Here is a 14,343-nt window from a genome sequence, read left to right as displayed (position 1 = left end):
ACAGATGTTCACTCCTAATTTTAATAAGAACAGGAGGAACCGCAATGAGAGGAAAAAGTCGTGCTAGAAGCCTACCGTAAACACGTTGCCGAGCGTGCAGCAGAAGGGGTTGTTCCAAAACCATTAGATGCAGAGCAAGTTGCTGGACTTGTCGAGCTCCTTAAAAATCCCCCACAAGGTGAAGAAGAATTTATCTTAGATCTTCTTGAAAATCGTATTCCTCCTGGTGTTGATGAAGCGGCATATGTAAAAGCTGGATTTTTAACTGCAATTACGAAAGGTGAAGTTTCGTCTCCGCTTGTTAGTCGTGCGAAAGCAGCAGAGCTACTAGGTACCATGCAAGGCGGATACAATATTGAACCGCTGATCTCTTTACTGGATGACAGTGAACTTGCGCCAATCGTTGTTAAAGCGCTTTCTCATACTCTTCTTATGTTTGACGCTTTCTATGACGTCGAAGAAAAATCAAAAGCTGGCAATAGTTACGCACAGCAAGTAATGAAGTCTTGGGCTGAAGCCGAGTGGTTCCTATCTAAGCCTGAGTTACAAGAAAAGATTACGCTAACCGTATTTAAAGTTACTGGCGAAACCAACACCGATGACTTATCTCCAGCGCCAGATGCTTGGTCTCGCCCTGATATTCCAGTTCACGCTCTTGCTATGCTTAAAAACGCGAGAGAGGGCATTGAACCAGACCAAGCAGGAACGGTTGGCCCAATTAAACAGATCGATGCATTGAAAGAAAAAGGTCATCAGCTAGTTTATGTTGGTGATGTTGTTGGTACAGGTTCTTCACGTAAATCTGCAACAAACTCAGTTCTTTGGTTTATGGGAGATGACATCCCTAATGTGCCAAATAAACGTGCGGGTGGCTATGTTCTAGGTGGTAAAATCGCACCGATTTTCTTCAACACAATGGAAGATGCGGGCGCACTGCCTATCGAAGTTGATGTCTCTAAGCTGAATATGGGCGATGTTATCGATATCTACCCATATGAAGGTAAAGTGTGTAATCACGATTCTGGCGATGTGCTAGCTGAATTTGGTCTAAAAACCGATGTTCTGATTGACGAAGTAAGAGCTGGTGGCCGTATTCCACTTATTATTGGTCGTGGATTAACTGATAAAGCCCGTCAATCCTTAGGTCTTGGCGCAACAGATATTTTCCGCCGCCCTGCAGAGGTTGCTGATTCTGGTAAAGGCTATACGCTTGCGCAAAAAATGGTTGGAAAAGCGTGTGGCGTGAACGGCATTCGCCCGGGCACATACTGTGAGCCGAAAATGACTACTGTAGGTTCGCAAGATACTACAGGCCCAATGACTCGCGATGAGCTAAAAGATTTAGCGTGTCTTGGTTTCTCTGCCGATCTTGTGATGCAGTCTTTCTGTCACACGTCTGCGTATCCTAAGCCTGTCGACGTTAATACGCACCACACCTTGCCAGATTTCATTATGAATCGCGCTGGTGTGTCTCTTCGCCCAGGTGATGGTGTTATCCACTCTTGGTTAAACCGCATGCTATTGCCTGATACCGTAGGTACGGGTGGTGACTCTCATACTCGTTTTCCGCTTGGTATTTCTTTCCCTGCTGGTTCAGGTCTGGTTGCGTTCGCAGCGGCAACAGGCGTCATGCCACTGGATATGCCTGAATCTATTTTGGTTCGCTTCAAAGGGGAAATGAAGCCAGGTATCACTCTACGTGATTTGGTCCATGCAATTCCTTACTACGGCATCAAGCAAGGGCTACTTACTGTTGAAAAAGCAGGTAAGATCAACGAATTCTCTGGGCGCGTCTTAGAAATTGAAGGTGTTGAACATTTAACTGTTGAGCAGGCATTTGAGCTTTCTGATGCGTCGGCAGAGCGTTCTGCGGCAGGTTGTACCGTTAAGCTTTCTCAAGAGTCGATTGAAGAGTACTTGAACTCAAATGTTACTATGTTGAAGTGGATGATTTCAGAAGGTTACGGCGATCGTCGTACGATTGAGCGCCGCATCAAATCAATGGAAGAGTGGCTAGCGAACCCTGAACTGATGGAAGCCGATAAAGATGCTGAGTACGCTCATGTGATCGAGATTGATCTGGCAGAAATTGATCAGCCAATCCTTTGCGCGCCAAACGATCCAGATGATGCAAGGCTGCTTTCTGATGTTCAAGGTACTCAAATCGATGAAGTGTTTATCGGTTCGTGCATGACTAACATTGGTCACTTCCGCGCAGCCGGCAAGTTGTTAGACAAACATTCAGGTCAGCTGGATACGCGTCTGTGGGTTGCACCACCAACTAAGATGGATAAAGACCAACTAACAGAAGAAGGTTATTACGGCATCTTTGGTAGAGCTGGGGTTCGAATTGAAACTCCGGGGTGCTCTCTATGTATGGGTAACCAAGCTCGTGTAGCCGATAAAGCGACGGTCATGTCGACCTCAACACGTAACTTCCCGAACCGTTTAGGTACAGGTGCGAACGTGTACTTGGCTTCAGCGGAGCTTTCAGCAGTAGGTGCTATTTTAGGTCGCATTCCAACTAAGGAAGAGTACATGGAATACGCCAAGCAAATCGATGCAACTGCTGCAGATACTTATCGTTATCTGAACTTCCACCGTATGGCGGATTACACAAGTAAAGCGGACACAGTCATCTTCCAAGAACCAGCATAAGCTTGAACTTAGAAGCTATTAGTAGTAAAACACCCGACCTTTTGGTTGGGTGTTTTTCTTTTATCAACTAAGGGATATACTTGCCCGTCTTTTATTTTTAGGTACGACGTAGATGGAATATGAATTTACCCGCAATATTTTCCTCGGTGAATATTACGTCCGCTGTGAAATGGGCTATGAAGTTGTTGCACGTTGGTTACAGGAAGAAATTGGGACATCATCAGACAAAATTGAACATGTTAAGCAGCTGATTCAGCAATCTAAGAAAAGACCGAACCAGTCCTTTCAATATATTGGACAGGAAATTAGTGTAACGTTTGAAAATAGTGAAGTCCTCATTCAAGAAAATGGAGTTGGCTACAATGAGGATCTCGAACAAGACTTCAGCGTATATGAAAGTGAAAGTGAATCCAATTGTGGTTTAGTCGATTTCGAAAACTTCCTCAATAGTTGGTGTGAATTTATTAGTTAAGTGAATGTATTGCATGGTGCACTGATACGGTGAATTTATGTATTCTTTGCATTATTTTAGTGAATGTAATGCACTAAATTTGTGCCTCAACCTTATAAATCTCCTCTCAATAATAGAAAAATCCTTTTTACTCAAACAGATAAAAACTTGGCATGTCCCTTGGATTACTCTCTATGCGGGAATTGGCTGCAGAGAGGAAGCAATGAAATTAATTAATGCGATTATTAAACCCTTCAAATTAGACGATGTGCGTGAAGCGCTTGCGGACGTTGGTATCGAAGGGATGACGGTCTCAGAAGTGAAAGGGTTCGGCCGTCAGAAAGGGCACACAGAACTTTATCGCGGTGCCGAATATCAGGTGGATTTTCTACCAAAAGTAAAATTAGAAATAGCAACGCAGGCGGAAAATGTGGACCGTGTAATCGAGGCAGTGAGTAAAGCTGCTCATACTGGAAAAATCGGTGACGGTAAAATTTTTGTTTATGATTTGAACCAAGCAGTGAGAATTCGCACTGGCGAAATGGATGCTGAAGCACTGTAACGGTTGTTGAAAGGATTGGGGGGAGTAAATATATGGAATTGGAATTAACGAAAACAGTAATAGATTTACGTTACGCACTAGATACGTTTTTCTTTCTTATTTCTGGCGCATTGGTAATGTGGATGGCGGCAGGGTTTGCAATGTTAGAGGCCGGTCTAGTTCGGTCGAAAAATACAACAGAAATACTGACTAAAAACTTCTGCTTATATTGTATTGCTTGCACCATGTACCTAATTGTTGGCTACAACATTATGTATGTTGGCAACGGTGAAGGTGGTTGGTTGCCTTCATTTGGTACTTTAATTGGCACTCAAGCGGAAGGTGCAGATCATTCCTTAGCTTCTGATTTCTTCTTCCAAGTTGTGTTCGTTGCAACCGCAATGTCAGTGGTATCTGGTGCTGTTGCTGAGCGTATGAAACTTTGGTCTTTCCTTATCTTTTCAGCAGTGTTGACGGCGTTCATCTACCCAATGGAAGGTTATTGGACTTGGGGTGGTGGTTTCCTATCTGAAGCGGGCTTTAGTGATTTTGCTGGCTCGGGTATTGTACATATGGCTGGCGCTTCAGCTGCACTTGCTGGTGTACTTTTGCTTGGTGCTCGCAAGGGTAAATATGGCCCTAACGGAGAAGTGCATCCGATTCCTGGCTCAAATATGCCTTTAGCCACTTTAGGTACGTTCATTCTTTGGTTCGGTTGGTTTGGTTTCAATGGCGGCTCTCAGCTAATGATTTCAGACTTTGAAAATGCGACGGCTGTAGGTGAAATCTTCTTAAATACTAATGCCGCCGCCGCCGCAGGTGCCATTGCCGCTCTGTTTGTGTGTAAAACCACTTGGGGTAAAGCTGACTTAACCATGATTTTAAATGGCGCTTTAGCTGGCTTAGTTGCAATCACCGCTGATCCTCTTTCTCCATCTCCTTTATACTCGGTCGCGATTGGGGCAGTATCGGGTGTCATCGTGGTATTTAGCATCATCGGTCTAGATAAAATTAAGATTGATGATCCGGTTGGTGCGATTTCAGTGCACGGTGTGTGTGGCTTGTTTGGATTGATGGTTGTACCGCTGACCAACCCTGACGCAACCTTTGGTGCTCAGTTGTTAGGTGCTGCAGTTATCTTCGCTTGGGTATTCGGTGCGAGCTTAGTGGTTTGGGCAATTCTGAAAGCAACTGTCGGAATTCGAGTTTCTGAAGATGAGGAGTTAGAAGGTATGGATATGCACGACTGTGGTGTTGGTGCATACCCAGAGTTTGTTTCTCTCAAGTAGCAAATCTTTACAAATAACCTGAAAAAAACCTGCTGAACACAGCAGGTTTTTTTATACGTGTTATTGATAAATCATTCATCATGATTATAATAAATCTAACTGATAAGTATTATCATTAATGTTTAGGATTGTAACCATGAAAAAATGGATTTTGGGCCTTTTGGCTGCCAACTCTTTTATTCTTCCAACATTTGCAGCCGAAGAAGTGAACGTATATAGCTACCGTCAACCTTTCTTAGTTGAGCCTATGCTCAATGAGTTTACAAAAGATACAGGAATTAAAGTAAACGTCATTTTTGCTAAAACTGGTATTGCGGAAAAGCTGAGCCAAGAAGGCCAATATAGCCCTGCAGATGTGGTGTTAACCGTAGATATTAGCCGGTTAAGCGAGCTAACCAATAGAGGTTTAGTTCAATCAGTTAACAGTAAAGTTCTAGAAGAAAATATCCCTAGCCAATATCAAGACTCAGAAAACCAATGGTTTGCTCTAACGACTCGCACTCGTTCTGTTTACTCGTCTCGTGAGCGTGTGGGTAAGCTAGGTCAAGAATTCACCTATGAAGATCTTGCTCGCCCAGAGTTCAACGGTAAGATCTGTACGCGAAGTGGTAAGCATCCATACAACGTATCACTCGTTTCAGCCATGATTGCTCACAAAGGAGAGCGAGCAACGAAAGAGTGGCTTGAAGGTGTGAAAGCAAATTTAGCTCGTAAGCCTCAAGGCAACGATCGTGCTCAAGTTAAAGCAATCAAAGAAGGTCTATGTGATGTGTCACTAGGGAATAGCTATTATCTTGGTAAAATGGTGAATGATGACAACCAAAAAGCGTGGGCAGAATCAGTCTACATTAACTTCCCTGGGCAGAATGCTGATGGTACGCACGTCAATGTCAGTGGCATGGCTATGGCTAAGTACTCGCCAAATCAAGCGAATGCTCTCAGGTTAATGGAATACTTGTCTGGCGACAAAGCACAAAAAATGTATGCCGAAATTAATTATGAATATCCAGTAAAACCGGGAGTAGAGCGCTCTGAGCTTGTCGCCTCTTGGGGAGATTTCAAGGCAGATAAAATTTCGTTGAGTGAAATCGCAGCTCATCATCAGCAAGCCGTTAAATTGCTTGATGAAGTGAAATTTGACCTATAACGCTGAATAGCACTTCGCTAAATCTTCCGTTGGTCTAAGTAGTATGAAGCTAATAGGAAATACCCTTTCTTGGAAATTGAGCAGTACGGCGGTCGCCGCTGCTCTTTTTTTGCCAATTGTTGCGATAGCCTACACCTCAATTGGAAGCACTGACGACATATTTTCACATTTATTGTCTACCGTTATGCCAACCTATGTATGGAACACAGTGGTTTTAGCCCTCGGGGTTATGGCGCTGTCTTTTGCTTTTGGTTTACCAAGTGCTTGGCTGATGGCAAGGTGCCATTTTCCTTCAGATAAAATATTGCAATGGCTATTGGTTTTGCCGCTGGCGATGCCTGGTTATATTGTTGCCTATATATTTACTGATTGGTTTGATTTTGCTGGGCCAATACAAACAGCATTTCGAGATCTAACAGGATGGGGAGCAAGAGAGTACTGGTTTCCCGATATACGCTCCATCTACGGGGCTATCATTGTTTTAGCTTTGGTTCTTTATCCGTACGTTTATCTGTTGTGCCGCGCAGCTTTTATCGAGCAAAGCAGTTCACTTCTTCAGTCTGCTAGATTACTTAAGTGTAATGCTTGGCAGAGCTTTCTTAGTATAAGCCTTCCTCTTGCTCGCCCTGCCATCGCGGTCAGCCTATCCCTTGTTGCGATGGAGGCCATTGGCGATTATGGCACAGTGAGTTACTTTGCAGTGAACACGCTCACAACCGCGGTTTATGATACGTGGCTTGGCTATTCGAGCCTCAACGCTGCAGCGAAGATCTCCATGATTATGCTGTTTTTTATTGTTTTCTTTATTGGACTAGAAGGGTACAGCCGAAGAAAGCAAAAGCTGTTTCAAACTAAGATGGTTCAAGAAGAAGCACATAAAATTTCGTTGAGTGGTGGTAAAAAGTGGATCGCTATTATTTGGTGTTGGGGACTAGTCAGTGCTGGCTTTATTTTTCCGTTAGCGCAATTACTTTATTATGCCTATTTGTACATAGAGCAAAGCTGGACTGAACAATTTGCAATCTATTCGATGAATAGCTTAAAAGTGTCTTTTTCTGCTGCCGTGATTGCTGTTGTGGTCGCGTTGGTAGTGAATTTTCGTTATCGGTTGTTGCCGGGAACTTCAGGTGAAGTTACCAAGAAAACAGCCTCAATGGGGTATGCGGTCCCCGGTACCGTTTTAGCCATTGGTGTGATGATATTTGTGCTAACGTTGGATCATTGGCTGAATGACTTGGCCGCAAGTATGAATTGGGCACGACCCGGTTTACTTTTCTCTGGGACTATCTTTGCACTGGTATTCGCGATGGTTGTACGTTTTTCTGCCGTTGCTATTGGGAGCGTTGAAAGTAGCATGAAAAAAATACCTCCTTCACTAGATATGGCTTCTCGAACTCTTGGGTGTAGCTCGAATCAAATGCTCAGACAGATCCATTTACCTTTGATAAAAAGAGGGATATTGATTGCCGGTTTATTAGTCTTTATTGAATCAATGAAAGAGCTGAATGCGTCGCTTTTACTCAGGCCATTTAATTTTGAAACTCTCGCAACTTATGTATTTAACTTTGCTTCTGATGAACAACTGGAGCTTGCAGCGATGCCCGCAGTACTATTGGTTTTAGTGGGTTTATTGCCCTTGATAATCGTTAATCGAACTTTGGAGCAAACTCACTAATGCAGCAGTTACTCACCATTAATGATGTTCGTTGTCAGTATGACAAAATCGATATTTTGAAGTCGTTATCCTTGTCTGTTGAGCCGGGAGAAATTATTTGTTTGTTGGGTGCGAGTGGCTGCGGTAAAACCACTCTACTTAAGGCGATTGCAGGTTTGCTGCCTTTGCACTCAGGTTCAATGTCTCTGAAGGGCAGTGTCGTAGACGATGGTGCGACCTGCCTAGTTCCTGAAAAACGTAATATCGGTATGATTTTTCAAGATTATGCTCTATTTCCGCACTTAACCGTTGAACAGAATATTGCGTTTGGTTTGCGTGATTTTTCTTCTACGGAAAAACAAATTCGTGTTGATGAAATGCTAAAGCTGGTGCATCTGTCCGAATATCGAAGGCGTTATCCTCACCAATTGTCGGGTGGACAGCAACAAAGAGTCGCAATTGCTCGTTCTATGGCATATAAGCCAGATTTGCTCCTGTTAGATGAGCCTTTCTCAAATATTGATACTCAGGTTCGTCACCAACTGATCATAGAGATCCGCAGGCTATTTAAACAACAAGGCATTACCGCGATTTTCGTTACTCACAGCCGCGAAGAGGCGTTCGCTTTTTCTGATAAGTTGGCCGTAATGAATAACGGTGTGATAGAGCAATTTGGTAAAGCAGCAGAGCTTTATTATCGACCTTCTAGCCGATTTGTTGCCAATTTTCTTGGTGGTGGAAACTATTTATTAGCGAAGCGAATTTCAGAACAAGGGTTTGAAACAGAGCTGGGGCTAATTCAGGCTCAAGCACAGCGTGATATTGCGATAGACAGTCAGTGTGAATTATTAATTCGGCCGCAGCATATCCAAGTACAGCCAGTGGCTAAATTGAACGGAAATCCGGTCGAAAGTAAAGTCATTGAGCAACAGTTCATGGGCGATCACTGCCGCTATGTGATTGAGACTAAAAGTAGTAAGTTATTAGCTAATTCAGCCGAAGTATTAAGTATCGGGCAAGGCGTTTCGATTCATGTTGATGCCACCGGAGCGTTAGCTTTTTAAATCACTATTTCTTGGCGTAGTAAATTGCAAATTTAGAGGTTTTATCTGTTGTTTCACAGTGCCCAAAAGCTTGCTCAATAATCGGTGGATATTTTAGAAAACTATTGGCAACGATATAAAGCTCACCTGCCGTAGCTAAGTGTTTAGGTGCTTGGGCAAGTAAGGTCTCTGTTGCTTGGTAGCTGGTCTCGAGCCCTGAGTGGAATGGTGGGTTGCTGATAATGAATTGGTAATCATCATCTGTATCGGAATAAACATCAGACGCAAAGACATTGCCAGTTAAGCCATTCGCTGCCAGCGTCGCTTTACTGGATTCAATGGCGAGAGCGCTAATATCACACATGTTTATCTCAACACTTGGGTTTAGCTTAGCAATTACTGAGCCTATCACCCCTGCGCCACAGCCGAAGTCGAGCACTTTTCCCTGCAGCTCTTGTAAATTGTCTAGAAGTAGGCGACTGCCTATATCAAACTCACCGTGGCTGAACACCCCAGGTAAACTTTTAATCTCAATTTCAGTGTTCTTATATTGGACTTGATAGCTTTTAAACCACTTGCTTAGATCAAAAGGTGCCGCTTTCTCAGAACAAACACCCCAGTAGAATGAGCAGCGACGCGCAGAGTCGTACTTTTTAATTATCCCATAAGGCTTAAACATCTTTTCGATACTTTTAATGCCAGATCGGTTTTCTCCTACGACGACGATTTCGGTCTCTTTGCCCAACTTATCCATTAACATTGCCAGTAAAAACTCTGCCTCGGCTTTGGCTTTTGGCCAGTAAAGCAGAACCATATCAGCTTGAGTTCGCTCGTTCTTGGTTTGCTCAGTAAAGTCGGCACCAAAATAGCATTGAACAGAAGAGTGGGACTGAAGTTTGCGGTAATAACCGTAATGGGTAGTAAAAATAGACACGGACTCACAATGCTGTGATAGCTCGATTGGAAACATATCTTCAGCTTCGCCAGCCACAAGCACGTGCTTACCGTTAAAGTATTCAAGTTGACGTTGGGCTATTTGGCTAGGAGCAGTATAAGCAGACATAAGTGATGGCCGTTCTCGTAATCAGGAGTGGTTCAATGAAAGAGGCGTGATTCTCGCACAAACCACGCATTGCTTGAAGTCATTATTTCGGAGGCTAACTATTGTCTTGATCGTCCAAGAAATTTTGAAAGGTTTCTTCATAAATCTTAAACATCACCATAGTGACAGCAAAAATGATTGGCCCATAAATCAGCCCGATCAAACCAAAAAACTGCAGCCCTCCAAGAAGAGAGAAGAACATCAGTAAGGTATTCATTCCAGAATTACCTTGCATTAGGAATGGCCGTAGCAAGTTATCAATGGAACCCACAACAGCAACACTCCATATCACCAAGAAAATTGCCCAGCCAGTATCACCAGTGAAATAAAGATATATCGATGCAGGGATCCAGATTAGTGCAGTACCAACAACGGGAATAAATGAGGCAAACGCGAGCATTGTTCCCCAAAATAGCCCAGGGAATCCAGCTGCCCACATTCCAAGGCCTCCAGCGACACCTTGAGCTAGAGCCGTCAAGAACGAACCCATTACAGCAGACTTTGAAACCTCTTCAATTTCATCAAGCAGTTTGTCTTCTTGAGAGCGAGAGAGTGGTACAACGTGGCGAAGCGCATAAATGATCTTATCGTGATCTCTTAGCAAGAAGAACAAGACAAACAGCATTAAGAAAAAGTTCACTAAGAAGTTGGTCGCATCACCAAGCACTTTTGCGCTGATACCAACGAGATCGGTTCCAAGCGTTGTCGCTAACTGCCCCAGCTTTTGAGCGATATTCTGTGGGTTTATTTTGTCGAATGGCAAGTAGCTATTGATTAGCGATACCACTTTTAATACCAGCGGATGATTGATTACGGATTCAATCCCGCCGTGCGTTCCCCATTTATAGACGTTTTGTGAAAAAACGGCTCCTTGATTGACGATAGAGACGAATACCAAAGTCAGTGGCAGCACAATAATAAACGTTAAAATAGTGCAGCTCAGAAATGCAGATAAGTTTTTATGAGTAGGCAATTTGCCTTCCAGCCAAGCATGGATAGGCGATATCAGTAATGAAATGATAAACGCCATCACAATTGCGTTGATATAGGGCTTGACTAGCAAATAACAAGCAAATGCAGCAGCAAGCAAGCCAATGATAATCACCCATTGGCTAGGAGAAATAATGACCTTTTTTGGCATTAGGCAGTCCATCGTGAAGTCTTAGTGACCAGATGTATCATGGCTGGTAACTCGCGATATATCAATGCACAAGCTATTGATGAGCTATGTGAATAACAAAAAAATGTCAAAACAGGAAAAATGGTGTGAAAAACTGACCTGAGGCTCACAACGACCTAAAAGGTCTGTTGGCGGGAAGAAGGGCTGAGAACTCAGCCCTTAGAGTCAAGGTATTTAAAATTAAGCTTCAGAAGCGATAATCGCTAAACATTGATCCGCGGCTTCTAGCGTCGCTTCAATCTCTTTTGAACTGTGAGCTAGAGAAGTAAAACTCGCTTCAAACGCAGACGGCGCTAGATAAACACCATGGTCAAGCATTAAGTGGAAGAAACGTTTGAAGCGCTCAACATCGCACTTAGCCACTTCTTCATAGCATGTCACTTTTTCTTGCTCAGTGAAGAAAAAGCCAAACATTCCACCAACTTGACTTACTGTCATCGGCACACCGTGTTTGTCGGCAAGTGATTTAAAGCCATCAGCAAGTTGCTTTGTCTTGCTTGCTAGGCGCTTGTGGTTGCCTTCGTCTTTCAAGACGTTTAAGCACGCTAAGCCAGCTGCCATTGCTACTGGGTTACCTGATAGGGTTCCCGCTTGGTAGACTGGCCCAGTTGGAGCGATATGTTGCATTACTTCTTTACGGCCGCCAAAAGCGCCGACAGGCATGCCGCCGCCAATAACTTTGCCTAAAGTAGTCAGATCTGGGTGAACATCGTAATGTGCTTGAGCACCACCTAATGCAACACGAAAACCTGTCATTACTTCATCGAAAATTAGTAGGGCACCTTGCTCGTCACAGATCGAACGTAGCCCTTGCAAGAAGCCTTCAACTGGAGGAATACAGTTCATGTTGCCAGCAACAGGCTCGACGATAATACAAGCGATTTGATCTTTATTTGCTTCAAACAATTCGCGCACAGATTCCAAGTCGTTAAATGTCGCGGTTAACGTGTGTTTAGCAAAGTCAGCAGGAACGCCGGGAGAACTTGGCTGACCAAGTGTTAGAGCACCAGAGCCAGCTTTAACCAGCAAGCTGTCTGCGTGTCCGTGGTAACAACCTTCAAACTTAAGAATTTTGTCTCGGCCAGTGTAGCCACGAGCCAGACGAATTGCACTCATGGTGGCTTCTGTACCAGAACTTACCATACGGAGTTGTTCCATAGAAGGGACAAGCTCAGATACAAGCTCAGCCATTTGAATTTCTACTTCCGTCGGTGCGCCAAAGCTTAATCCACGTTGTGCTGCTGCGATGACCGCATCACGGATAGCTGCGTGGTTATGGCCTAAAATCATCGGCCCCCAAGAACCTACATAATCGATATATGCTTTACCATCGGCATCAAAAATCAAAGGGCCATCTGCACGCTCGACAAAAATAGGTGAGCCGCCCACGCCATTGAAAGCACGAACTGGGGAGTTAACGCCACCAGGAATTCTTTGTTGGGCCTTTTGATATAGCTCTGATGATTTGGTCATGGAATTATCCTTCTGTTGATTGTTCGGACCAATAGGCCCAGCATTGTACCTTTCAATTGCTGTTCGAAAAACGATTTATCCTCATAAATGGTGCAAAATTGATACTTGATACCTGTACAAAACAGCGAACACAATCCGAATACTTGAACGATTTAGTAACATATAAGATAATCTTCAGAACTAGAATTGAGCTGAACAACCACGAATAAATATTAGTAAGTGGTAGAATTGCACGAATGAGAGAGGTCGTCGTGAGCGAAGTAAATATCCCTTTGTCTTTTTCAGATGCTGCAGCATCACGAGTTAAAACGTTGATCGCAGAAGAAGAAAACCCAGCATTGATGTTACGTGTGTACATTACTGGTGGTGGCTGTAGTGGGTTCCAGTACGGTTTTACCTTCGATGAAAAAGTAAATGATGGTGACACGACGATTGAAAATAGCGGAGTAACATTGGTCGTAGATCCAATGAGCCTGCAATATTTAGTCGGTGGTAAAGTGGATTATACTGAAGGCCTCGAAGGGGCAAGATTCTTTGTAGACAATCCTAATGCGACCACAACTTGCGGCTGTGGAGCTTCCTTTAGCGTTTAAAAATATTTAAACCAAAAAAGAAGAAAAGACAAAACCCTGCATATTAGGATGTCATGCAGAGTGCATTGACGAGAGAGCCACAGCTGTCAACGCAACTCGAGGGATTGCTTATGTTTTTGTCACGAATTGGTGGCCTATTCTCTTCTCGACCGTGGCTCGTATCCATTGTTATTGTCGTGCTTCTTGGCTTGTGGTTAGGTCTAGGAAGCCTGAAGTCAGAAGAAATCCCCACACAATCTCAGTCAGCTTCAAACAAGGCACCACTTGCCAAAGTGGCCTATCAAACTTTTCAAGCCGAGCCTACTTTCAAAGTTCTTGAGCTCTATGGCCGAACCGCTCCCAATAAACAAGCGAACCTAGCTGCAGAATACCCCGGAACCATCGTTGAATTAAAAGTTAAAAAAGGCGATTCGGTTAAGAAGGGGCAAATAATCGCAAAAATCGATCAGGCAGATCTAGCGATACAACTCGCTAAAGCTCAGGCGATGTTGAAAGTAAGAGAAAAAGAGTTCAATGCATCAAAGTCTCTCCGTAATAGAGGCCTGCAGGGAGAAGTGGCTTTTTTTACTGCTGAAGCCGAGCTGGTGGATGCCAAAGCAGATGTAGAAAGTGCGAAAAGAAATTTAATCAATACTGAAGTTCGTGCACCTTTTGAAGGTATTGTGGACAATTTGCCCATCGAGTTAGGCGATTACGTTGCAATAGGGGATCCAGTGGCGCACTTGATTGATATCACTCCACTTGTAATCGAAGCCGATGTTAGTGAACGCTATATTCAGTTTATTCAACCCAAGCAGCAAGCGAAAGTTACGTTTATCGATGGCACCAAAATAACTGGCCATGTTCGATATGTATCGAAAGTTTCGTCCACGTCCACCAATACATTTCCTATCGATATCGAAGTAAACAATCAAGCGCAAAACATCCCAGCGGGCGTGAGTTCGGAAGTCGAGTTAAATTTAGCGCAAACTCCGGCAATAAAAATTACGCCAGCCATGCTCGCACTCGATAAAGATGGCAACCTAGGCGTTAAAACTCTAAAAAATAATCATGTTCAGTTTGTGCCAATTGATCTCGTCAAAGCGGAACAAGACGGGGTTTGGTTGGCAGGGTTAGGCGATAGTGCTGACATTATCACTGTGGGTCAGGGCTTTGTACGTGATGGCGACGCTGTCATTGCGGTTAAATCGGATAGCGTTAAGCCCTAGCAAG

At 43.7% G+C, this 14,343-nt stretch carries 12 protein-coding genes; 9 read left to right on the top strand and 3 right to left on the bottom strand.

Features of this window, described 5'->3' with window-relative positions:
* The first annotated feature begins 60 nt into the window (after positions 1 to 60).
* The 7 genes from acnB (at position 61) to ACM2FC_RS12915 (ending at position 8,804) form a co-directional block, all read left to right on the top strand.
* Positions 61 to 2,658 (top strand): bifunctional aconitate hydratase 2/2-methylisocitrate dehydratase, encoded by a 2,598-nt coding sequence (gene acnB / locus ACM2FC_RS12945; RefSeq protein WP_498481343.1) that lies wholly within the window; start codon positions 61 to 63, stop codon positions 2,656 to 2,658.
* Positions 2,659 to 2,770: 112 nt separating this feature from the next.
* The gene (locus ACM2FC_RS12940; protein ID WP_498481341.1) at positions 2,771 to 3,130 is read left to right on the top strand and encodes a YacL family protein; all 360 of its coding nucleotides are present in this window, start codon (positions 2,771 to 2,773) and stop codon (positions 3,128 to 3,130) included.
* A 202-nt stretch (positions 3,131 to 3,332) separates the two neighbouring features.
* Positions 3,333 to 3,671 carry a P-II family nitrogen regulator gene (glnK, locus tag ACM2FC_RS12935; protein WP_498481418.1) on the top strand — a complete coding sequence of 113 codons (339 nt, stop codon included), beginning with the start codon at positions 3,333 to 3,335 and terminating at the stop codon, positions 3,669 to 3,671.
* A 38-nt stretch (positions 3,672 to 3,709) separates the two neighbouring features.
* Positions 3,710 to 4,939 carry an ammonium transporter gene (locus ACM2FC_RS12930; protein WP_498481417.1) on the top strand — a complete coding sequence of 410 codons (1,230 nt, stop codon included), beginning with the start codon at positions 3,710 to 3,712 and terminating at the stop codon, positions 4,937 to 4,939.
* Between the two features lie 136 nt (positions 4,940 to 5,075).
* Positions 5,076 to 6,086 (top strand): Fe(3+) ABC transporter substrate-binding protein, encoded by a 1,011-nt coding sequence (locus ACM2FC_RS12925; protein ID WP_498481340.1) that lies wholly within the window; start codon positions 5,076 to 5,078, stop codon positions 6,084 to 6,086.
* 43 nt (positions 6,087 to 6,129) lie between these two features.
* Positions 6,130 to 7,761, top strand: coding sequence for an ABC transporter permease (locus ACM2FC_RS12920; protein ID WP_498481339.1), 1,632 nt, complete (start codon positions 6,130 to 6,132; stop codon positions 7,759 to 7,761).
* A complete protein-coding gene (locus ACM2FC_RS12915) occupies positions 7,761 to 8,804 on the top strand; it encodes an ABC transporter ATP-binding protein (protein WP_498481338.1) in 1,044 nt (347 codons plus the stop codon). The genes ACM2FC_RS12920 and ACM2FC_RS12915 overlap by 1 nt, the downstream gene beginning before the upstream one ends.
* A gap of 4 nt (positions 8,805 to 8,808) precedes the next feature.
* Here the strand turns inward: ACM2FC_RS12915 and rsmC are convergent, their stop codons facing one another.
* From rsmC to hemL, 3 genes are all read right to left on the bottom strand, one after another.
* Positions 8,809 to 9,846: a 16S rRNA (guanine(1207)-N(2))-methyltransferase RsmC gene (gene rsmC, locus ACM2FC_RS12910; protein WP_498481337.1), complete on the bottom strand. Its 1,038-nt coding sequence runs from the start codon at positions 9,844 to 9,846 to the stop codon at positions 8,809 to 8,811.
* 94 nt (positions 9,847 to 9,940) lie between these two features.
* Complete coding sequence (locus ACM2FC_RS12905) at positions 9,941 to 11,026, bottom strand: AI-2E family transporter (protein ID WP_498481336.1); 1,086 nt, start codon at positions 11,024 to 11,026, stop codon at positions 9,941 to 9,943.
* Between the two features lie 219 nt (positions 11,027 to 11,245).
* Positions 11,246 to 12,538, bottom strand: coding sequence for a glutamate-1-semialdehyde 2,1-aminomutase (gene hemL, locus ACM2FC_RS12900; RefSeq protein WP_498481335.1), 1,293 nt, complete (start codon positions 12,536 to 12,538; stop codon positions 11,246 to 11,248).
* Positions 12,539 to 12,789: 251 nt separating this feature from the next.
* Between hemL and erpA the strand changes: the two genes are divergently transcribed.
* Both erpA and ACM2FC_RS12890 read left to right on the top strand, forming a co-directional pair.
* On the top strand, positions 12,790 to 13,131 hold the full coding sequence (gene erpA, locus ACM2FC_RS12895) for an iron-sulfur cluster insertion protein ErpA (protein ID WP_237360959.1): 342 nt from the start codon (positions 12,790 to 12,792) through the stop codon (positions 13,129 to 13,131).
* A gap of 110 nt (positions 13,132 to 13,241) precedes the next feature.
* The gene (locus ACM2FC_RS12890) at positions 13,242 to 14,339 is read left to right on the top strand and encodes an efflux RND transporter periplasmic adaptor subunit (protein ID WP_498481334.1); all 1,098 of its coding nucleotides are present in this window, start codon (positions 13,242 to 13,244) and stop codon (positions 14,337 to 14,339) included.
* Positions 14,340 to 14,343: the final 4 nt, after the last annotated feature.

The sequence above is a fragment of the Vibrio sp. A37 genome (assembly GCF_059777565.1).
Note: the sequence above shows the minus strand (reverse complement) of the source record. Positions and strands in the feature narration are given on the sequence as shown.

Coding starts and splice junctions, on each gene's coding strand:
- ACM2FC_RS12940 (WP_498481341.1), top strand. CDS start 2,771: ATGGAATATGAATTTACCCGCAATATTTTCCTCGGTGAATATTACGTC.
- glnK (WP_498481418.1), top strand. CDS start 3,333: ATGAAATTAATTAATGCGATTATTAAACCCTTCAAATTAGACGATGTG.
- ACM2FC_RS12925 (WP_498481340.1), top strand. CDS start 5,076: ATGAAAAAATGGATTTTGGGCCTTTTGGCTGCCAACTCTTTTATTCTT.
- ACM2FC_RS12920 (WP_498481339.1), top strand. CDS start 6,130: ATGAAGCTAATAGGAAATACCCTTTCTTGGAAATTGAGCAGTACGGCG.
- ACM2FC_RS12915 (WP_498481338.1), top strand. CDS start 7,761: ATGCAGCAGTTACTCACCATTAATGATGTTCGTTGTCAGTATGACAAA.
- rsmC (WP_498481337.1), bottom strand. CDS start 9,846: ATGTCTGCTTATACTGCTCCTAGCCAAATAGCCCAACGTCAACTTGAA.
- ACM2FC_RS12905 (WP_498481336.1), bottom strand. CDS start 11,026: ATGCCAAAAAAGGTCATTATTTCTCCTAGCCAATGGGTGATTATCATT.
- hemL (WP_498481335.1), bottom strand. CDS start 12,538: ATGACCAAATCATCAGAGCTATATCAAAAGGCCCAACAAAGAATTCCT.
- ACM2FC_RS12890 (WP_498481334.1), top strand. CDS start 13,242: ATGTTTTTGTCACGAATTGGTGGCCTATTCTCTTCTCGACCGTGGCTC.